Annotated in this window: 19 protein-coding genes; 13 read left to right on the top strand and 6 right to left on the bottom strand. The window is 73.2% G+C overall.

The window, feature by feature from the left end:
- The first annotated feature begins 51 nt into the window (after positions 1–51).
- The 3 genes from J7462_RS01040 to J7462_RS01030 all read left to right on the top strand — a co-directional run bounded on the left by J7462_RS01040 (position 52) and on the right by J7462_RS01030 (position 2552).
- On the top strand, positions 52–588 hold the full coding sequence (locus J7462_RS01040; protein WP_255597537.1) for an ATP-binding protein: 537 nt from the start codon (positions 52–54) through the stop codon (positions 586–588).
- A gap of 363 nt (positions 589–951) precedes the next feature.
- Positions 952–1527: a hypothetical protein gene (locus J7462_RS01035; protein ID WP_219460438.1), complete on the top strand. Its 576-nt coding sequence runs from the start codon at positions 952–954 to the stop codon at positions 1525–1527.
- 341 nt (positions 1528–1868) lie between these two features.
- Positions 1869–2552 (top strand): lytic polysaccharide monooxygenase, encoded by a 684-nt coding sequence (locus J7462_RS01030; RefSeq protein ID WP_219460433.1) that lies wholly within the window; start codon positions 1869–1871, stop codon positions 2550–2552.
- Between the two features lie 177 nt (positions 2553–2729).
- On the opposite strand, the gene J7462_RS01025 is transcribed toward J7462_RS01030, so the two are convergent.
- Complete coding sequence (locus tag J7462_RS01025; RefSeq protein ID WP_219460430.1) at positions 2730–3227, bottom strand: cellulose binding domain-containing protein; 498 nt, start codon at positions 3225–3227, stop codon at positions 2730–2732.
- 389 nt (positions 3228–3616) lie between these two features.
- Here J7462_RS01025 and J7462_RS01020 point away from each other — a divergent pair, with 389 nt between their 5' ends.
- A complete protein-coding gene (locus J7462_RS01020; RefSeq protein WP_208570537.1) occupies positions 3617–4645 on the top strand; it encodes a hypothetical protein in 1029 nt (342 codons plus the stop codon).
- A 127-nt stretch (positions 4646–4772) separates the two neighbouring features.
- Here the strand turns inward: J7462_RS01020 and J7462_RS01015 are convergent, their stop codons facing one another.
- The 3 genes from J7462_RS01015 to J7462_RS33130 are packed head-to-tail and all read right to left on the bottom strand — an operon-like array spanning position 4773 to position 6598.
- Positions 4773–5237 (bottom strand): hypothetical protein, encoded by a 465-nt coding sequence (locus J7462_RS01015; protein ID WP_219460426.1) that lies wholly within the window; start codon positions 5235–5237, stop codon positions 4773–4775.
- Positions 5212–5853, bottom strand: coding sequence for an RNA polymerase sigma factor (locus J7462_RS01010; protein WP_219460421.1), 642 nt, complete (start codon positions 5851–5853; stop codon positions 5212–5214). Before J7462_RS01010 ends, J7462_RS01015 begins: the two co-directional genes overlap by 26 nt.
- 28 nt (positions 5854–5881) lie before the next feature.
- Positions 5882–6598 carry a S8/S53 family peptidase gene (locus J7462_RS33130; protein ID WP_308290678.1) on the bottom strand — a complete coding sequence of 239 codons (717 nt, stop codon included), beginning with the start codon at positions 6596–6598 and terminating at the stop codon, positions 5882–5884.
- A 782-nt stretch (positions 6599–7380) separates the two neighbouring features.
- On the opposite strand from J7462_RS33130, the gene J7462_RS01000 reads away from it, so the two are divergent.
- A complete protein-coding gene (locus J7462_RS01000) occupies positions 7381–9993 on the top strand; it encodes a CHAT domain-containing protein (RefSeq protein WP_219460418.1) in 2613 nt (870 codons plus the stop codon).
- A 31-nt stretch (positions 9994–10024) separates the two neighbouring features.
- Here the strand turns inward: J7462_RS01000 and J7462_RS00995 are convergent, their stop codons facing one another.
- Complete coding sequence (locus tag J7462_RS00995; RefSeq protein ID WP_219460416.1) at positions 10025–10807, bottom strand: inositol monophosphatase family protein; 783 nt, start codon at positions 10805–10807, stop codon at positions 10025–10027.
- A gap of 277 nt (positions 10808–11084) precedes the next feature.
- Here J7462_RS00995 and J7462_RS00990 point away from each other — a divergent pair, with 277 nt between their 5' ends.
- The 3 genes from J7462_RS00990 (at position 11085) to J7462_RS00980 (ending at position 15820) form a co-directional block, all read left to right on the top strand.
- Positions 11085–12812 carry an aminotransferase class V-fold PLP-dependent enzyme gene (locus J7462_RS00990; RefSeq protein ID WP_255597535.1) on the top strand — a complete coding sequence of 576 codons (1728 nt, stop codon included), beginning with the start codon at positions 11085–11087 and terminating at the stop codon, positions 12810–12812.
- Positions 12813–12993: 181 nt separating this feature from the next.
- Positions 12994–13386, top strand: coding sequence for a hypothetical protein (locus J7462_RS00985; protein WP_219460413.1), 393 nt, complete (start codon positions 12994–12996; stop codon positions 13384–13386).
- A gap of 1 nt (position 13387) precedes the next feature.
- Positions 13388–15820, top strand: coding sequence for a DUF4132 domain-containing protein (locus J7462_RS00980; RefSeq protein ID WP_219460411.1), 2433 nt, complete (start codon positions 13388–13390; stop codon positions 15818–15820).
- An 80-nt stretch (positions 15821–15900) separates the two neighbouring features.
- On the opposite strand, the gene J7462_RS00975 is transcribed toward J7462_RS00980, so the two are convergent.
- Entirely contained in the window at positions 15901–16770 is an 870-nt protein-coding gene (locus J7462_RS00975; protein ID WP_219460408.1) for a helix-turn-helix transcriptional regulator, read from the bottom strand.
- 101 nt (positions 16771–16871) lie between these two features.
- Between J7462_RS00975 and J7462_RS00970 the strand changes: the two genes are divergently transcribed.
- The 5 genes from J7462_RS00970 (at position 16872) to J7462_RS00950 (ending at position 20436) form a co-directional block, all read left to right on the top strand.
- Complete coding sequence (locus tag J7462_RS00970) at positions 16872–17645, top strand: SDR family NAD(P)-dependent oxidoreductase (protein WP_219460406.1); 774 nt, start codon at positions 16872–16874, stop codon at positions 17643–17645.
- A gap of 115 nt (positions 17646–17760) precedes the next feature.
- The gene (locus J7462_RS00965; protein ID WP_219460403.1) at positions 17761–18591 is read left to right on the top strand and encodes a M23 family metallopeptidase; all 831 of its coding nucleotides are present in this window, start codon (positions 17761–17763) and stop codon (positions 18589–18591) included.
- Positions 18592–18728: 137 nt separating this feature from the next.
- Positions 18729–18899 (top strand): hypothetical protein, encoded by a 171-nt coding sequence (locus J7462_RS00960; protein WP_208570549.1) that lies wholly within the window; start codon positions 18729–18731, stop codon positions 18897–18899.
- Positions 18900–19116: 217 nt separating this feature from the next.
- Positions 19117–19449: a hypothetical protein gene (locus J7462_RS00955; protein ID WP_219460401.1), complete on the top strand. Its 333-nt coding sequence runs from the start codon at positions 19117–19119 to the stop codon at positions 19447–19449.
- Between the two features lie 219 nt (positions 19450–19668).
- A complete protein-coding gene (locus J7462_RS00950; RefSeq protein ID WP_219460398.1) occupies positions 19669–20436 on the top strand; it encodes a hypothetical protein in 768 nt (255 codons plus the stop codon).
- Positions 20437–20491: the final 55 nt, after the last annotated feature.

Genomic DNA, 20491 nt, shown 5'->3' with positions numbered 1-20491 from the left:
CGGCCCGGGTGGCGGTGCGCGATGATGGGGGCGTCCGGCCGGAGGATGTTGATGGAGAAACCGACACTGTTCCTGACCGTGGGCCTGCCCTGCACCGGGAAGACCACGGCTGCCCGACGCATCGAGATCGAACGGAAAGCACTTCGGCTGACCAAGGACGAGTGGGTGAAGGCTCTCTACGGGCCCGGGAATCCGCCCCTGGCGGGAGCCGTGATCGAGGGAAGGCTCATCCAGATCGCGCTGCGCGCCCTCGAACTCGGCACCAACGTCGTGCTCGACTACGGCCTGTGGGACCGCAACGAGCGTTCCGCCCTGCGCCGCGCGGCGCTTGACGTCGGCGCGACGGTGGAACTGCACTACTTCGCTCTCAGCCCGTCCGAGCAGCGGAAACGACGTGACCAACGCCAGGCCGAGGAACCGCACACGACGTGGCCCATGTCCGACGGGGAACTCGTCGAGTGGGCCGCCCGCTTCGACGTCCCCACGCCGGGCGAGCTCGACGGCGGCGAGCCCATCGACGACCCCCCGGCGGGATTCCCGACCTGGTACGAGTGGCGCACCCACCGCTGGCCGCCCTCGGTCCACTGACCCCCGCCGACCGGCCGTGCCGCAAGTACCCGAGCGGGTCGAAAGCCCACTGAGATCCGTCAATGTTGCCAGAGTGCATCCAGACGTGTTGGAATAGCTCATATCGCCGCAGCGCGGGGGCAACCGCACTGAGAACGGCCAGCACGGGAGCAGCACGGCATCGACAGCGCGCCGCCTCGACGGACGCTCGCACACCGCCTCGACGGGCCATCGCCGTGCTGACGGGCACCCCGCCGGGTGGGCACTCCCGCCCGCCACACGTATCCGCCGCCACGCGCCCCGACGGTCGACACGCTCGACGCCTGCCCGGGGTCGCCTGACGGGCCTGCCAGAGCACCACAACCGGCGACGAGGTGAGAAGCGATGAGTTCCCCAGAGAGTTCCGCGTGGTACCGGCACCGCCTGGTGTGGGTGGCGGTGATCCTGCTGGTGGTGTCGGTCGGCACTGTCGTGTTGGCCAACCGGAGCAGCACGGGGGCGGAGCCGGCGGATCTGCAGGCGCAGATCGTGGCCCGGATGCGTACCACGCTCGAAAAGGCGGATCCGGGGCAGCACCAGCATGCCGGGCACGACGCCCAGCAGGGCGCCACCACGGAGAAGCCGCCGGTGATCTGTGGGGTCCGCGTCTACGGCTTCGAACCGGCCGGGGCCACCACGTTCACCGACGTCCAGAAGATCTACGGCTTCCATCTGTGCGGCATCGCCGAGCAGAAGCGCCCCTGGGACGTGGCGGTCAAGCTGGCCGGCCCACTGATCATGGACATGTCCACCGATCCGCCGGGAATCCAGGTCGTCGAGGCGACCGCGGAGGTCAGGTTCGTCGACCGGCTCCGGGAGATGTTCCCGCCCGCGTACGCGACGATCGCGCAGCAGGAGGCGCTGGGTGCCTCGGAGATGGCCGACCTGCGCCGGAGGTACGACGCCGCAGCGAAGCTGTGACCCGTCCGGCCGACAGGCCGGCACGCCCCGCCACGTGGTGACCGCCCGGCGGCCGACCCGGGGTCACCGTGCCGGGTGGCCGACGCCCGGTTGCCGCCCCCGGTGGTCGGCCCGACACCACGCCGTCCGGCCGCCCGGACCCGGACCTGCGGTGACCTCGGGTCCACGGCCCGGCCGCCCGCCGGCGATGCGGCGATCTCGGACAGCTCGCTCCACATCCGACAGCTCGATCCAATCCGACTAAATATCGATCAACATTGATATTTGGCTGCATGGGTGCAACAGTGGATTCGGGAGCATTCACCACTCGATGTCCCGTACCGACGAATGGAGGATGAACAGTGCGTTCACACCAGTCCGACCGATCCGGCGGACGCCCCCGGTCAACCGTCCGCCGGTCCCTCCAGGCGCTCGTCCTGATGTTCGCCATGGTGGTCGGCACCCTGCCCCTGACCAGCCCCGCCCAGGCCCACGGGACGATCATCAACCCGGCGACCCGGGCGTATCAGTGCTGGAAGACCTGGGGCAGCCAGCACACCAACCCGGCCATGCAGCAGCAGGACCCGATGTGTTGGCAGGCGTTCCAGGCCAACCCGGACACCATGTGGAACTGGATGAGCGCGTTGCGCGACGGCCTGGCCGGCCAGTACCAGCCCAGCACCCCGGACGGGCAGCTGTGCAGCAACGCCCTGTCCCGGAACAACTCGCTGAACACGCCCGGGGCGTGGAAGGCGACCACCGTCGGCCGCAACCTCACCGTCCAGATGTACGACCAGGCCAGCCACGGTGCGGACTTCTTCCGGGTCTACGTCACCAAGCAGGGGTTCAACCCGGCCACCCAGCGGGTCGGGTGGGGCAACCTGGACCTGATCACCACGACCGGGCGGTACGCGCCGGCACAGAACATCTCGTTCAACGTCTCGATTCCGTCCTCGCGCAGCGGAAGCCACGTCCTGTTCTTCATCTGGAAGGCGTCGCACGCTGACCAGACCTACATGTGGTGCAGCGACGTCAAGATCGCCTGATCGGCGACGCGGTACTCCCGGCCCAGGACGTCACCGTCCTGGGCCGGAGCCCGTCTCGGGGTCCTCCAGCGGCACCGCGTGACGCTGGTGGTGGCGGCGGGCCGCCGTCAACCGACGCTCTCCGGCACGCAGCCGACCGCCACGGCGGGGACCCGGCCCGGCCGGCGGGACTCCGCCTCAGGTGAGCGAACAGGGCGTCCCGTTGAGGGTGAACGAGGACGGGCTGCCGGTGTCACCGGTGTGCTCGGCCACGAACCCGATGGCGATCGAGGCCCCCGGCCCGAGGATGACGTGGTCGTCGAGTCCACGGGCCGTGACGGTGCCGCTGGACGGCGAGTACACCGCGTTCCAGTCGGTGGTGATGCGTTGCCCGGCCGGCAGCGGGAACGTCAGCCTCCAGGAGGTGATCGCGCTGGCACCGGTGTTGGTGATGGTGATGCTGCTCGTCAGGAAGGTGTCCCAGGTGTAGACCGAGTACCGGACGGTGCACGCCGCCCCGCTGGGCGGCGGGCTGCCCGGCACCGCCGTACCGAGTGGTGGGCTGCCCGGCACCGCCGTGCCGGGTCGTGGGCTCATGCTGGCGGGCACGGTGGTCGGGACGCTGACGCCGTCCAGGGCGGCGGCCAGCGTCAGGGTCGCCGCAGCGGCACCGAGATGACTGCTCCTCAGTCTCATGGCGGCGGTTCCCTCCCGGGGGTCGGCGCACGGCGGGGCGGCGGGACACGGGGCGCGAGCCGCCCCGATGACCGCCCGGCGCACGTTCGCGAGCCCCAACATTAATTCACCACAGTCGATTGTCAAAGGCATCGCGCCGGCCCCGCCGCCGACGGGCCGGACACCCCCGGGGGCGGGCCACGGGATCGATCGCGGCCATCGAGACGGGCGGTCGACCCCCCACACACACATCGATGGCTGTCGTTTTGCCGGTCCTCGCGCCATCTGACGGCAGGCACCCGGGACGGTATTTCCCGGCGCATGGCCAACTCCTCAACTACGTCATCGCGCCGACACGACATCGAAACACGTCGTGATCGACGTCCCCCGCCGATGGGAGAAAACCTGTCATGGGCAAGGTAGGAAAGCGCGTCCGCCGCTCCACGCTGGCCGTACTCACGGGTGCGGCGCTGGCCGGGCTGCTGGCGGTCACCGCAGCCGCCGCGGCACCCGGCGAGGCACCGCAGGGCAAGGCCGCCGCGGCGGCCCGCACCGACGTCTACATGAAGGACGTCGCCGCCGACACCGGCGTCCAGCCGCACTCGTACGGCCCGTTGTGGGCCAGCCCCGACATCAAGGTCTGCCCGACCGCCGTCGAGTGTGCCGTCAGCCAGAACCCGATCGTCGGGGTCACCAACTATCTCTTCCTGAAGGTGCGCAACAACGGACCGTACGGCTCGGGCATCGACAACGGGGTGCTGCGGGTCTACCGGACGACCCCGGGCGGCGGCGCCACCTGGCCGACGCACTGGACCCAGATCGGCGCGGTCAGCGTGCCCGTCTACCCCGGCGTCACCACGGTCACGATCCCGTGGACCGGGGTGCCCGGACCGGGTCACTTCTGCCTGTTGGCGCGCTGGGTGTCACCCACCGACCCGATGACCTTCGAGGGTCCGAGCACGAGCGTCAACACCCAGCACAACAACAACATCGTCTGGCGCAACGTCGACTCGGTCCGGCTCGTCGCTGGCGGACCGCGGGTCGTGCGGCCGTTCGCCATCGGCAACGTGACCACCGCGGAGACCAAGAACGACCTGGTCTTCACCCAGCCGGCGGAGCAGGCCCGGGGCGCCCGGGTCTTCGTCGACCTCGGCCCGACCCTGTTCGAGCGCTGGCAGTCCACCGGAAAGGTCGGCACGGGCATCCGCCAGGTCGGCAAGACCGAATTGGAGATCGTCGAACCGACGAAGGCCAGCATCAGCGGGCTGGTGTTGAAGCCCGGTGAGCGCCTCGAGTTCTCGTTGGCCTTCTCGGCCGAGACCGCCCTGGCCAAGGAGACCGCGCTCAACGTGACCCAGTTCGGGCCGGACGCCGACGGCACCGCCCGCGCCGACCTCGGCGGGGTGCAGTACCTGCTGGCGGACGGGCAGCGGGGATAACCCGGGTCGTCGCCACCTGCGACGGTGGGGCGTGGGCCGTCCGGCCCACGCCCCACCGTCGTCGGTCGGGGTCGGACACCGGACGCGCGGCACCGCCCGCGCCGCCCTCCCGGGAGCAGAGCGCCGGTCAGCGCAGACAGACCCAGGCGGTGGACAGGGCATACCCGACGGTACGCGCGCACAACTGGACCGGACCCGGCGGTGGGGCGCCCAACGAGAAGAAGCCCATCGCGTCCACCGACGCCTCGTCGTAGGTGCCGGCGGCCGTGCGGGCGCTCACCCGTCCGCCACCGGACGGGGAGAGCTGCCCGACGATCCCGGCGTCACTCACCTCGATCTCCACCAGCACCGACCCGCTGCGGAAGGAGAGCGTCCGCGCGGACGCGGCAGACCGGGTCATGCCCACCAGTTCGGCGTCGACCGCCGAGTCGAAGGTCAGCTCGGCGACGGCCAGCTCCGCGTCGGCGGTACGCCAGGTGAACGCGGCCAACGCCGCGCTCAGGTAGGCCTCCGAGACCGGCCCCGTGTCCCACAGCGCCGCGCCCAGCTCCGTCGTCAGCGCGTCGTCATCGACCGGCGGCCACGGCTCCATCCGGCTCACCCCCGTTCGTGCCGATGGCGGACGCTCCGAGAAACTCGACGATCGCCGGACATCTCCGCAGCCTACGCAGACAGCGGGCCTGGGTGGGTCCGATACTGCCGATCGGAATGCCGAGCCGCTCGGCAACCTCCCGGTAGCTCATCGGCGGGTCGGTCGTCAGCAGTGCCAACAGCGCCTGGCAGCGCGGCGGGAGCTGCACGAAACCCTCGCGCAACGCCTGCCGCCGCTCCGCGCGCAGCAGCTCGTCGTCCGGGGCGGGCGCCATCGCCGCCAGCTCCCGGGAGAGCCCGTGATAGGTCTGCAACGACTGGTCGTACGGGTCGACGGGCTGGGCCCGACGGCTGAGGCGGGACAACCGGTAACACTCGCGCCGCGCCGTGGTGGCCAGCCAGCCCGGTAACGCCTCGGGTTCGCGTACCCGGCCGAGCTGCTCCACCAGGCGGAGCCAGACGGTCTGGTTGACATCCGCCGCGTCGGCCCGGCTGAGGTCGTACGCCCGGATGACCGAGTAGACGACCGGGGTGTAGCGGCGGACCAGTTCGGCCCAGGCCGACTCGTCCCCACCGGCGGCGGCGGACAACAGGCTGGTCGTGCTGGCACCGGTCACCGGGCCACCGCCCGGGGCGTCACACGGCTCATCCGACGAGCACCCCGTAGTCGGGGTGCCACCGGGGGGCGGCGAGCAGGGTCGTACGCGCCTGGTCCGCGCTGAGGCCCCCGGCGGTCATCAGGGCGGCGAGCCGCCCGGAGACGTGTGCGGTGGCGAACGAGGTACCGGCCCAGACGGCGAACCCGTGGAACTGGCGTACCGGCCGCCCGGGTAGCGGCAGCTGCCCCTCGACGTAGGTGCTGTGGCGCTCGCCGAGGGCGCAGGCGTCCACCCAGGGGCCGAAGCAGCTGTCGACCGCCGGCACCAGACCGCCGGACGTCTGGGCGACCGCCGCGACCGCCAGCACCCGGTCCAGGGCGGCGGGCCAGAGCGGACGACTGGTGCCCGCGTTGCCGGCCGCCGCGACCACGGCGCTCGTCGTCGGCAGCGCGGCCAACGCGTTGGCCAGTGGCAGCGACGGCTGGTCGTCCAGGGTGTAGCCACCCAGGGAGAGGTTGAACACGGACACCTGCGGCGCGAGCCGGCTCAGGGCGGCCACCACGGTCGCCTCGTCCCCCACCCCGGTCGGGTCCAGGGCCTGCTCCGGGTCGACGCGTACCCCCGGCGCGGCCTGCCGGACCACCCCCGCGACGAAGGTGCCGTGCCCGCCCTGCGGGGCGAGCACGTCGGTGTGGACGTAGAGCGGGTCCTCGTCGTCGGGCTGCGGCAGGTACGTGCCGCCGAGCCACTGCGGGTGACACACGCCGGCCTGCTGCCAGATCCCGGTGTCGCAGATCCCGACGGTGACGCCTGCCCCCTCACCGAGCCGGGTCGGGTCGGGCGGCGGCAGCGCCGCCGCCGGGCGGGCGGCGTGCCCGGGTTGCCCATGATGTTGCCCAGGCCGAGCAGCACGTGGTGCGGCTGCACCGCCGGCACCGGTTGACCGGGCCACTGCTGGGGGTCGCGTAGTTTCCCCACGACGCCGGGGATGTCGGTCTCCCGGTCGAACAACAGCCGGGTGACACCGGCGAAGCCGGCGCCGACGGTCACCGGATAGTCGTGGGCACGCAGCCAGGTGGTGACCCGTTTGGCGTCGGCGGCGGCGGCGAGCAGTTGCCGGGGCCGGTAGAGGATCTCCCGCCCCGGCACGGTGTACCGACGCACATTCTGGTCGGCGGCCAGCGCCGCTTCGAACGCCTTCTGGTAGGCGTTGGCGTCCGCGTCGCCAGCGACCGCCGGGGCAGGGCGCGGCACGACGCCGAGCGGTGCCGCCACGGCCAGCGCGGACAGCGCCAGGACCCGCCGTCGGGACAGCCGGCCGGCCGGACCCGGCACGGTGGGGTGGTCGGACGGCGGCACGGATCCTCCATGCTCGTGAGAGAAGCGCGCCCACCGATGGTGGACGCGGCGAATTCCCCGACCGCCAATTATTCCGGACCATCGCCGGTTGTCAATTGTGAAACCAAGCAGGACACCCATTGACGAAATTCCCGCGACGGATTCTCGACGTTGACTCGCGGCTGTCCGTCGTGGACTCTCTAGGGCATGTCCGACAGCACCGGTTCCGGTGCCACGGCGGCCCAGGCGGCACTCGACGCCGTCCAGCGATACCCACCCGAGGCGATCACGATCGCCCACCGGGTGCTCGCCGGCCAGACCGCCGACGACGACGAACGCTCCACCGCCGAGCGGGCCATCGGTCTGGCCCTGCGCGAGTTGAACGACCTGACCGGCGCACTGCGCCACCTCCGGCGGGCGGTACGGGCCGCCGGCACCCCCCGTACCCAGGCGTTGGCCCGGATGAGCCTCGGGTACGTGCTGGCCAACGCCGGCCGTACCGCTGCGGCGTTGCGGGCGGTGACCGCCGCGCTGCCCCAGCTCACCGGTGCCGACGCCGGTCGGGCCCGGATGCAGCGGGGGGTGGTGCTGCACTACCGCGGACGCTACGCCGAGGCGGTGCGCGACTACGGCATCGCCATCGACATCGCCCAGCGCGAGGGCGACCCGCTGCTGGAGGCCCGTGCCCGCAACAACCGTGGTCTGCTCAACGCCCACCGGGGCTCCCCCGGCGGCACCGACGACGACCTCTCCCGGGCGGCGGCGGCCTTCCGCCGGCTCGGCCTCGACCTCGCGGCGGCCGACGCCCGCTGGAACAGCGGTATCGCCGCCGGGCAACGCGGCGAGATCGCCATGGCGCTGCGCTGCTTCGCCGACGTCGACGAGGAGTACCGGCGGCTCGCCGTGCCCCGACCGGCGCTGCTGCTGGACCGGTTCGAGCTGCTGCTGTCGGTGCCGCTGCTCGACGAGGCGGTCGAGGTCGCCGCCGCCGCGGTCCGCGAGCTGCACCGCAGAGGGATGGCCTCGGACCTCGCCGAGGCGCTGCTCGCCCAGGCCCGGGCCGCGCTGCTCGCCGACGACCTGGACACCGCGACCGCCGCCGCCGCCCAGGCCCGGGTCCGGTTCCGGCGGCAGGGCCGACGCACCTGGGCCGTTTTCGCCAGGCACGTCGAACTGCGCGCCGAGTTCCGCCGGGGCACCCGCACGCCGGCCCTGCTCGCCGCGATGGTGCGCACCGCCGGCCAGCTCGACGCCACCGGGTGGTCGGGTCCGGCGCTGACCACCCGCATCGAAGCCGGTCTGCTGGCCGCCGCAGCGGGTCGCGTCGACCGGGCCGTGGCCCTGCTCGACGTGGCCGCCCTGGCCCGCCGGCGCGGCACCGCCCCCCGCCGTGCCCAGGGGTGGTACGCCCTGGCCCGGTCGCGGCGGCTCACCGGAGACGACGCCGGTGCGGCCCGGGCACTGCGCCGGGGGCTGGCCGTCCTCGACCGGCACCGCACGTCGCTCGGGGCCACGGAGTTGCGGGCCCACAGCGGCACGTACGGGCAGGAGCTGGCCGCCGAGGGCCTCGACATCGCAGTCCGCGCCGGCTCCCCGGCCCGGACGCTGGCCTGGGCCGAACGCTGGCGGGCCAACACGCTGCGGATGCGCCCGGCGTTGCCTCCCGATGACCCGGACCTGTTCGCGGCGCTCACCGAGCTGCGGCTCGTCAGCAGCCTGCTGGAGGACGAGGTGCTGGCCGGCCGGCCGGCCCATGCCCTACGCAGCCGGCAGGCCCGGTTGGAACAGCGCATCCAGGACCTGGCCCGCCGGGTGCCCGGCGGGAGTGGCGTGGTGACCCCGCCCGGCGTGGGGGTGCTCGCCGGGCGGCTCGGTTCCCGCGTGCTGGTCGAGCTGGTCGCCCACGGCGAGCGGCTGCGGGCGGTGCTGGTCCGCGACGGCCGGGCCAGCCTGCACGACCTCGGCCCGCTGGCGGAGGCGGTGCACCTGACCCGGTGGCACCGGTTCGCCCTGCGCCGGCTGGTCACCACCGGCGACACGCCCACCGCGCAGGCCGGGGCCCGCCATGCCGCCGCCACGCTGGACCGGCAGCTCTTCGAGCCGCTGCGCCGGCACCTCGGCGACCGCCCCCTGGTGATCGTGCCGGTCGGGGCCCTGCACGCGGTGCCGTGGTCGGGTCTGCCGACCTGCGCCGGGCGCGCGGTGACCGTCGCCCCGTCGGCCACCGCCTGGCTGCGGGCGGACGGCCGGTGTCCGCCGGCCGGGCCCTCGGTGCTGGCCTGCGGGCCGCGCCTGCCGGCCGGCCTGGCCGAGGTACGCCGACTCGGGCAGGTCCTGCCCGACGCCACCCTGCTCACCGGTGCGGACGCCACCGCCGACGCGTTGACCACGGCCCTGGACGGGGCCGGCCTGGTCCACATCGCCGCCCACGGCACCTTCCGCGCCGACAACCCGCAGTTCTCCACGTTGGAGCTGGCCGGTGGACCGCTGTTCGCCTACGAGTGGGAACGGGTCGCCCGGCCGCCCGGCTGCGTGGTGCTCTCCGCCTGCGACTCGGGGCTGACCGGGGTGCGGCCCGGCGACGAGGTGATGGGCTTCACCGCCGTGCTGCTCGCCCTGGGCGCACGGTGCCTGATCGCCACCGTGCTGCCGGTGCCGGCCGAACCCACCACCGCGCTGATGCTGGACCTGCACCGACGGATGCGGGGCGGGGTCCGCCCGGCGCAGGCGCTCGCCGACGCCCAGCAGGCCTTCGCCGTGCCCGGCGACGGCACCGCCGGGGCCACGGCGGCGGCGTTCGTCTGCCTCGGTGCCGGCTGAGGCCGCGCCGAGCCGCCCGGCGGACGCGGTGTCAGCCCAGCGTGGCGACCCGGGGACGCAGTCCGTCGATCAGCTCCGGTGGGGCGGCGAGCACCCGACTTCCGCTCACCTCGACGGCGACACCGGCTTCGACGGCGATCACCAGACCGGCGGCCCAGTCCCAGCGGAACGTGCGGTCCTCGACGTAGGCGTCGCAGCGGCCCGCCGCGATCCAGGCCAGAGCCAGGGCCGTCGAGCCCAGCATCCGCACCCCGCGTACGTCACCGGCCAGGTCGGTGACCACGGCCGCCTGCACCCGGCGGTGGGCGACGTCGTAGGCGTACCCGGCGGCGAGGACGACCTCGCCGAGCGTGATCCCGGCGGGCCGGATCAGCGGCGTGTCGTCGAGGAACGCGCCCCGGCCCCGGACGCCACGGAACGTCTCGTCGTGCACCGGGTCGTGGACCACCCCGACGACGGGCTGCCAGCCGTCCGGTGTCTGCTGTTCGCAGGCGACGCTGACGCACCAGAACGGCATTCCGGCGACGTAGTTGACGGTGCCGTCGAGGGGGTCGAGCACCCAGCGCAGCCCGGAGTCGCCGAGGTGGTCGCTGCCCTCCTCGGCGAGGATGCCGTCGCGGGGCCGGCGGGTGCGCAGCAGCTCGACGATGCGCGCCTCGCTGGCCCGGTCCGCCTCGCTGACCAGGTCGGTGGAGGCGGTCTTGTAGTCGACGCGGCCGTGGTCGCCGAAGCGCCGTAGCAGCTCCCGGCCACCGAGGCGAGCCGCCTCCTCGGCGACCCGCCGGCAGTCGTCCAGCTCGGCACCGGTGGCCATCGCGTTCTCCTCGGGTCGTCGGCAGGGCCGGTCGAAATCGTCGCACCCGTACGGGCGCGGGCGCCAGCATCCCGGCGCGGGCACGGACGCCGGTTGCCCGACCGGCCGGCTCCCGGTCGCCGCCCGGCGTGGCCCCGGGGCGTGCGGGTCGGCATCCCGGGCGGCGAGCGGCGGGGGCGGCCGGTCGGGCACACTGTGGACAGCGGTCGGGACACCGACGCCCGCCGACGCGCCGTCGACCCGCCCCGTCGCCATCGCCGTGGGGAGGCAGCGCGACATGGGTACGGTGGACACGTCCAGGGTGGACCGGTTGCTGGCGCGGATCCGCGACGGGGTCATCGGCGAGGGTGAGCTGCTCGACGGGCCCTACGGGCCACGCCGGATCACCTACGCCGACTACACCGCCTCCGGCCGGGCGTTGGACTTCGTGGAGGACACCATCCGCGACCGGGTGTTGCCCCGCTACGCCAACACCCACACCGAGAGTTCCGCGACCGGTCGGGCGACGGGGCGGTTGCGCGAGGACGCCCGACGGACCATCCTCGACGCCGTCGGCGGCACCGACGAGCATGCGGTGCTCTTCTGCGGTTCCGGGGCCACGGCGGCGGTCGACAAGCTGGTCGGGCTCCTCGAACTGCGGCTGCCCGCCGGCCCGGCGCACCGGCACAAGCTGCTGGACGGCATCCCCGTGGCGCAGCGCCCGGTGGTCTTCGTGGGCCCCTACGAGCACCACTCCAACGAGCTGCCGTGGCGGGAGACGTACGCCGACGTGGTCGTCATCGGCGCGGACGCCGACGGGCACATCGACCGCGTCGAACTGGCCGACCGGCTGGTCCGGTACGCGGACCGACCGCTGCGGGTCGGCAGCTTCTCCGCCGCCTCCAACGTCACCGGCATCCTGTCCGACGCCGACGCGATCGCGGCCCTGCTGCACGCCCACGGGGCACTGTCGTGCTGGGACTACGCCGCCGCCGGCCCGTACATGCCGATCCGGATGGGTGAGTCGACGCCGGGCGCGGCGGACGGCAAGGACGCGGTCTTCCTGTCCCCGCACAAGTTCGTCGGCGGCCCGCAGACCCCCGGTGTCCTGGTGGTGCGGCGGGATCTGATGCGCAACCGGGTCCCGGTGGTCCCCGGTGGGGGCACCGTGGCGTTCGTCGACCCCGCCGGGCACCGGTACCTCGACGATCCGGTGGCCCGCGAGGAGGGCGGCACTCCGGCGATCGTCGAGTCGATCCGGGCGGGCCTGGTGTTCGCCCTCAAGCAGTCCGTCGGCGCCGACGTCATCCAGGCCCGCGAGGAGCGGCTGTGGTCGCGGGCGCTGGGCCGCTGGTCGGCCAATCCGGGGATCGTGGTCCTGGGCAATCCCCGGGCGCGGCGGCTGCCCATCGTGTCGGTGCAGATCCGCCACGGCAGCCGCCATCTGCACCACAACTTCGTCGTCGCGCTGCTCAACGACCTGTTCGGCATCCAGGCCCGTGGGGGGTGCTCCTGCGCGGGCCCCTACGGGCACCGCCTGCTGGGCATCGACGAGGAGCGCTCCCGGGCGTTCCGGGAGCAGATCGCCCTGGGCTGGGAGGGGATCAAGCCCGGGTGGACCCGGATCAGCTTCGGCTACTTCGTCTCCGACCTGGTCGCCGACCATCTGATCGACGCGGTCGACCTGGTCGCCCGCCTTGGGCACCGCCTGCTGCCCGACTACCACTTCGATGCCCGCAGCGGTCTGTGGCACCACCACCGGGGCCCGGGGCAGTCGCTGCGCCTGGCCGAGCTGGGCGGCCTGTTCACCGGCGACGACCAGCCGGTCCCGCCGCGGCGGTGGGCCGGTGAGGACGCCCTGGCCGGTCACCTGCACGAGGCGCGCGAGATCCTGGCCGGGCGTGGGGACCACGTCGACGAGGGACCCACCGGCCTGCCGGCCGGCGTGGAGGCGCTGCGCTGGTTCCACCTACCGCCGGCCTGCGTGACCGCCCCGAACGGGCCGTCCTCGCGCCGAGCAGGGTGAGTGTCGGTGGTGGCGCTGGTCGTGTCACGCGTCGAGATCGCCCCCCCGGGCGTACGCCGCGGTACCCGGCTGCCGGCACGCTGCTGCGCGCGGCGACAGCGCTGCCCGGCGGGCTGACCGGACGGTCCCGTCGGACCGTCGTGCCATGATGCCGCTCACCCAAGGCAAGGAGCACGGCGCAATGGCCACGGTGACGGTTCGGGACGAGACGGCGACCGGCAGGGCGATCGACCAATGGCCGCTGGCCGGCCTGCCGGAGCGCATCTCCGCGCGCGAGCTGGTCCGGTTGCGCGTCCGCGAGGAGGTGGCGCGGTTCAACGCCGACCGGACGGACCTCTTCCGGGGTCTGGTGCGGCCGACCGACGCGGAGGCGACGTGGAACGGCTACCGGGTCGGTCAGGGTAGGCGGCTGGACTGGGAGCGCCAGGCGGACGCGGCCTGTGCCGCCTTCGCCCGCAACGGCTTCGTGCTGCTGGTGGGTGACCGCCAGGTCGAGGACCTGGCCGAGGAGATCGACCTGCTCGCGGAGCCCGAGGTGGCCTTCGTGCGGCTCGTCGCCCTGGTGGGTGGCTGAGGTGGCTGACTGGGCACTGCTGCTGCCCCCGCTGGGCGCGGCGGATCGCCGGCGGGTGGAGACCGGGGTCGCCGAAGCCGATGCCCAGGTTCGGCCGCTGCTCCGGCTGGCGAGCACCCACCACTGGACGTCGTCGGTGACCCGCACCCCGCAGTGGGCCGTCACCGGGTCGTGGCCGTCCGAGCTTCGCCGCTGTGCGGCGCTGGCCATGCACCGGGAGGTGGTGGCCAGTTCGATGCCGTCGGTGCTGAACGACGTCGTACGTAGTCTCGCCGACGGTGAGCACGACTGGACCCGGGCGGATCTTCTGTGGTGTCTGGAGGCTGTCGGACAGGGGCTCGACTACGACCTCGGCGTCCGCCTGGAGTTGCCGGCGGCGATCGCCGCGCACCTGGCTCCCGCCGACCTGGCCGATCTCGCGCCGGTGCTCTCGGGCCTGTTCGACGAGCTCGCCGCCAGCAACTTCCCGACGGCCGGCCCCCGACGTCGGGTCGTCACGCTGATCGGGGAGGCGCTCGACCGTGCCACGGGTCGCCGTGTGCCGTCGTGGTTGCTGCACCACGGGGACGAGTTCGGTCCGCTCGTCCGCGCCGACCTGGGGGACGTCCTCGCCGCGCCGGGCGTGCCCGGGTTGCTGGTGCACTGTGCCTCGCTCGGCAGGCCGGCGGCGTCGGCGACCTGGCTGCGCGGCCTGGACCAGCAGCTCACGACCGCCCCCGACGGGAGGAGGGCGGTCCGTAGGATCCTGGAGGTGTTCGCCGCCCACCGGCACCCGGTGCACGACGACTCGGACCGCCTCCTGCGGGGCCTGGTGTGGGCGTTGTCGCGGGAGTCGGAAGCGGCGGCGACGGACCTGCTGGCCCGGGTCACCGCTGCCGCCTCGGCAGCACCCCGCCAGGCGGCGGGTTTCCCCCATGCCCAGCGCACCGCGATCGCGGCCGTGCAACTGCTCGCCGGGCGCGACGGTGAGACGCCGCTGCGGACCCTGGCACGGCTCGCGGTGACCGTGAAGAACAAGGCGGTACGCGGTCGGGTGCACACCGCGCTGACCCGCCTCGGCGCGCTGCGGGGGTGGTCCCTGAGCGAGGTGCTGGAACTCGCCGTCGACGACCACGGGCTCGACCCGGCCGGGACCCGGCGGACCCCGGTCGGCCCGTACGAGGCGACGGTACGGATCGAGGGTGAGCAGGCCCGCCTGACCTTCTCCCGTGGCGACGTCGGGCTCAAGGGCGTTCCCGCGGTGCTCAAGGAGACGCACGCCGACGAGCTGAAACAGCTACGCGACTCGGTGAAGGCCGTCAACGCGACGCTGACCGCCGAGCGCCAACGGCTGGAGGCGCTGCTGTCCGAGGAGCGCACCTGGGCGTACCCGGACTGGGTGTCCCGCTTCCTGGACCACCCGGTCACCGGGGCGTACGGGCGGCGGCTGCTCTGGGAGACCAGCACCGACGGGTACGACTGGTCGGCGGGCCTGCCCCGCGAGGACGCCGACGGGTGGGTGGTCGTCGGTCTCGACGGGCGGCCGGCACGCGGGGGCCGGGTCCGGTTGTGGCACCCTGTCCGCGCCGGGATGGACGAGGCCCTCGCCTGGCGTGACCGGGTGCTCGTCACGGGCCTGACGCAGCCGTTCAAGCAGGCGTTCCGCGAGGTCTACCTGCTCACCCCGGCCGAGGAGCGGACCGGTTCCTACTCCAACCGGTTCGCCGCGCACATCCTGCGCTACCGCCAGGCGAACGCGCTCATGCGCGCCCGTGGCTGGCAGGCCGGCTACCTGGGCACCTGGGACGGCGGGTACGACAGCGAAGCCACGAAGCTCTTCGGCGGCGGTGCGTGGCGGGCGTCCTTCCACCACCACCTGGTCGGCACAGGCGATCCCCACCACCACGACGTGGACCTCTGTGCCACCGATCAGGTGCGTTTCGCCCGCTCCGACGGCGCGACCTGGCGACCTGTGCCGGTCGCGGAGGTGCCGCCGCTGGTGTTCACCGAGGCGATGCGGGACGTGGACCTGTTCGTCGGCGTCACCTCCATCGCCACCGACCCGCAGTGGGCCGACCGGGGCGAGGACCGGTTCCGGGACTACTGGCACCGGACCGTGGTCGGGGCACTGACCCCGTCGGCGGAGATTCGTCGCGACGCCCTGGCCCGGCTGCTCCCCCGCCTGGCCATCGCCGAACGGGTCACCCTCACGGACCGCTACCTGCACGTACGCGGGAACCTGCGCGGCTACCGCATCCACCTCGGCTCCGGCAACATCCTGATGGAGCCCCACGACGTGTACCTGTGCATCGTCCCCGCGCGCGGGGGCACCGGCCGGCTGCACCTGCCGTTCGAGGACGACCCGATGTTGTCGATGATCCTGTCGAAGGCGATCATGCTCGCCGCCGACGACACGATCACCGACCCCACGGTGCTGCGGCAGCTCGCCCGATGACCGGGCGGGGGCGGGCCGCGACGTCGTTCTCGCCGCATCGCCGCGTTCACCACGCCTATGCCGATCAGCCGGCGGCTCGTTCAGGTGGTGGATCGGCCCGCACCGGGTGCCGCCTGCGGCTCGGTTGTCCAGCTGGCCAGCAGGGGCAGCACCCGCGCCGTGGGTGAGTCGGGTTCGACGGTGTAGACGACCAGCCGTTGCTCGGGATCGTGCGGCCCGACGACGGATTCGATGCCGAAGCTGAGCGGTCCGGCCGTCGGGTGGACCAGTTGCTTGGTCAGCGAGGTACGGAAGGTGACCCGCTGGTCGTCCCACCACTGCGCCACGTCGGGATCGCCGTCCCGCAGCTCCTGCACCAGCTCGACGAGTCGCCGGTCGTCGGGGTGGCGTCCCACCTCGTAGCGCAGCGCTCCGACCGCGGCGGCGGCGAAGTCGGCCCAGTTGACGATCCGCACCCGCGCGTCGGGGTCCAGGAACAGCCACCGCGCGAACGACGACCCCGGTTCGGCGGCGGACCCCAGCACCGCGCTCAACAGCCCGTTGCGCGCCAGCACCTGCGTACGGCGTCCCAGCAGCAGCACCGGGACGTGGCTCAGCGCTCCCATCAGGCGCAGCATCCCCGGGTCGGGTCGCTGCGCGACCTCCGGCCCCACCCACCGCCGCCGCGAGGTCGGCGCGGCCAGATCCCGCAGGTGGGCACGTTCGATCTCGTCGAGCTGCAGCGCCCGCGACAACGCCTGCACCACCTCGTCGGTGACGACGTGCTGGCGTCCCTGTTCCAGGCGGCTGTAGTGGTCCGGGCTCAGCCCGGCGAGCACGGCGAGTTCCTCCTTGCGTAGACCCGGCACCCGCCGTGGGCCGGGGAATGCCTCGATGCCGGCCTGGGCGGGGGTCAGGCGGTCCCGCCGAGACCGTAGGAACGCCCCCAGGGCAGTGCGGTCGGCAGGCACCCACCCAGTGTAGGAGCGGACCTCGGCGCGAGCCTGGTCATGCGGTGACCGGGCAGCACGCGCCCTGGTGCGGGCCGCGTGCCTGCCCTGGGATGGTGACCATGACCCACCCCGAGACTCCTGCCGGGCGGATCGGCACCGTCCTGATCACCGGCTCCACCAGCGGCATCGGTGCCGCCACCGCCCGGATACTGGCGGCGCGGGGATGGCGCGTCGTCGTCACCGGCCGCGATCGGACCCGCGGTGCCGCCGTCGTCGCCGACATCGAGGGCACCGGCGGACACGCCGTGTTCGTCGCCTCCGACCTGACCGGCCCGCCCGCAGTGCTGCGGGACTTCGCCCGCGCCGCCAGCGAGGCCGCCGGTGGGCACCTGGACGCGCTGGTCCACAACGCCGCGCTGTGCCCGGCCGTCGACACCGTACGCCTCACCGACACCGACCTGGAGGCCACGCTCGCGGTCAACGTCCGCGCCCCGCACGTCCTGACCGCCACCCTGGCTCCGGCGATGGCGGCACGCGGTCACGGCGCGATCGTGGTCATCGGCTCGTGGATGGCCCACGTCGGGCACCCCTTCGTCGGGCTGTACTCGGCGACCAAGGCCGCGGAGATCCAACTCGCCCGCAGTTGGGCCGCGGAGTTCGGTCCCCACGGGGTACGGGTCAACACCGTCTCCCCCGGGGCGACGCGTACCCCGATCAACGCCGGCGACGGCGACGTGATCGCCCGGATGACCGCCGGCACCCCCGCCGGACGACCCGGGACCCCCGACGAGACCGCCGACGCGGTGGCGTGGCTGCTCTCGGAGCAGGCCGGCTACGTCCACGGCGCGGAGATCGCCGTCGACGGAGGTATCACGGCGACCCGTCCCGGTTGAGTGCCGTCACGCAGGCCCGAAGACGCCGGGTGTGCTCGCCGGAAGGTCATCGACGCTCCCAAACGATCGGGGTGAATCCCTTGCCCCGCAACGGAGATGACCTTAGGTTACATTGATGATCCTCAGTGGTGAGCCGCACCCTGACCCTCCGCGGAACGCCGGGGCCGGCGCTCCGCGGCCCGAGGATCTCGATGGCGTCGCCTATCTGCGGGGGCTGTCGAGGCGGGGCTTCATCACGGCGGCCGCGTTGGCGGCATCCGGGTTGTCGGCCGCCTTCGCGCTGCTGCCCGACTCCGCCCGGGCTGCCGGTGGCTACCTGCGACCGTGCGGAAACGTCCGGATTTCCAGCTCCTGGCAGGACCACCGCAACCGGACGCCGCCCTCGGGTGAGCCGGGCACCGACTACGCGGTCGGCACCGGCACTCCCGTCATGGCCGCGGCGAACGGCACGATCCGCTTCGTGAAGACCGACACCGCCACCGCCACCGGGCGCGTCGTGGGAATGGCCCACGACGACGGCAACTACAGCCGGCACCTGCACCTGTCGACGATCACCGTCTCCGTCGGTCAACGTGTGTCACGAGACCAGCCGATCGCGTACTCCGGCTCCTCGGCGAACGGCAGTGACCACGGTGTCGGACCGCACGTGCACACGAGTCTCTGGCTGAACACCGCAAGCCCGACGAACTTCTCCGCGACGGTGGACTTCGAGAACCACGTCGGAGACGTCGCCAACCCGAACCCGCCGGACCAGGAGGTAGACGAGGTGTTCATCGCGAACGTGAAAGGTAGCTGGTACCTCATAGTCCCCCAGGGGACCGGTAAGCCGCGGGCGGTGGTCCTGGGTGGCGACAGCAACGCCGCCGCCGCCGGCCTTCCCGTGCTGAACTTCAGCTGGGACCCGTCGATCAACGCGCTCCGGGCCGCGGTCGACGGCATCGGCTGAGCTGGCCCGGGATCTCCTCCGGTCACCGGCCGTCCGCCCGCGCCGCCGTCGTCCCCGCCGAAGGCGGACCGGGACGACCATGAAGGGTGGGCCGAGGCAAGTGGGTGCCCGATGCGACCATGGCGGATAATTGCCCGATGACAAATCCAGACCTCGACCCCGACGTCTACCCACCCCTGGACCCCGGTGAGCCGGTGCCGGACGACGCCGGCGAACTCCTCCCCGATACGCCCGGCGAGCTGCCGGAGGCACCGGTCGAGCCGATGCCCGACGACGGCGAGCCGGGCGGCGTGCCCGAGCCGGCCTGACGGCGAGCGCGGACGGGCCGGCCGCTCGTGCGCGCCTCCACCGGCCGCCGCCGGTCACGTCCCGGCCACCTTCGGTCACGTCTCGGTAGCCTTCGGTCACGTCCCGGTCGCTCTGCTCACGTCCCGGTCGGCGCAGGCGACGGTCGGGGGCCGCAGACGTGATGTCGACGCCCCCGCCGCCGCGCCGACGGGGGGCGTAGGTCAGCGGCTCCGACCGGTGGGACTGCGCCGCCACCCTTCGAGCTTCCCAGGGTTACGGACCGGGTGCTGCCCGTACGGCTGGGTCGGCAGATCGTCCTTCGCCGAGCAGGCCGGATGGTCGCTCACCACGGCGGGACGCCGGCGCAACGAGGCGCAACTGCGCGCCGAACTCGACCGTGTCCGCGCCCACGGCACCGTCGCCGACACCCACGAACTCTTCCTGACCCTCAACGGCGGGGCGACCCGGGTCTTCACCGCCTGGCAGCTGCGACACCGGGCGAGGCCACCGGGACGCTACGTCACCTCGCCGGCCTCGCCGACGAACTCCGCGACCTCGAACGACACCTGACTGCGTGCCTGGCCCGCTTCGCCGGCTACCACGACCGGGTCACCCGGGCGCTCACCCGGGCCGGCGACGATTTGGCGTGGATCACCGGCGTGCAGGTCGACTCGTGCCACCACGTCTGGTTCGAACTCCACGAGGACCTGATCGCCACCCTCGGCATCACCCGCTGACCGCACCACGCATCGACTCCCGCAACTGGCGCGGGGCTGGGACACTGCGCCCATGAGTCAGGGTGTGCCCGGCGTGTCGTCCGGCCGGTGGTGGGGAGCGTTACGGATCGCCCTGGTCCTGCTGTGGCTGCTCGGGGCGGCGACGACGTGGTGGACCGCTCCGCGCCAGCAGGGCTACGACCGGGCCAGGGTGGACGTGGTCGCGGGCCGGGTGGTCGCGTACCAGTGGGGTGACCGGTGGCAGGTGGACCGTTCGCCACCCTGGTTCGGCTCCGCCACCCTGTGGGCCTCCGGCACCTCCGGGCCGCTGTTCGCGTGGAGAACACCCGACGGGCGGGTGCACTGGACGAACACCGACCGGTTCGGACAGGTGAGCACCACCGGGACCGTCGAGCAGGAGACCTACTCGGGACCCGGTGCCGTCGGTATCGCGCAGCAGCTGCGGGTCGCCGGGCTCGAACACCGCGCCGGTGGCGTCCACTCACCGATGACCGTCGTCAGCGGGACCGGCCTCCTCGTCGCAGTCGTCGCGCTCGTCGTCGTCGCCGCCGGCCCGGCTCCGGTCCGGGGCACCCGGTGGTTCTGGTTCTGGCTGATCTGCCTCGCCCCGTACGGCCTCGGACTGCTGTTCTGGATGGCCCGGGACCACCCGTGGTCGAGGTCCACGGCGGCGGTGACCACGCGGAGCCCGACGTACCCACGGGACCGGGGCGTGCTCGGCTTCGGCGTCGGCGCTCTCGCGTCGGTTCTGATCGGTGCCGTGCTGCTGGTCCTGCACCAGTCACTGGGTGACTGGTGGGTGCCGCGACCGGACGCCTAGCAGCACGCGGTCTCCCCGCGTATCGACCGGGGACGGGTCCGAACGGTCCTCGGGT

Source organism: Micromonospora sp. RL09-050-HVF-A, from assembly GCF_019374995.1.
GTDB classification, from domain to species: domain Bacteria; phylum Actinomycetota; class Actinomycetes; order Mycobacteriales; family Micromonosporaceae; genus Micromonospora; species Micromonospora antibiotica.
Note: the sequence above shows the minus strand (reverse complement) of the source record. Positions and strands in the feature narration are given on the sequence as shown.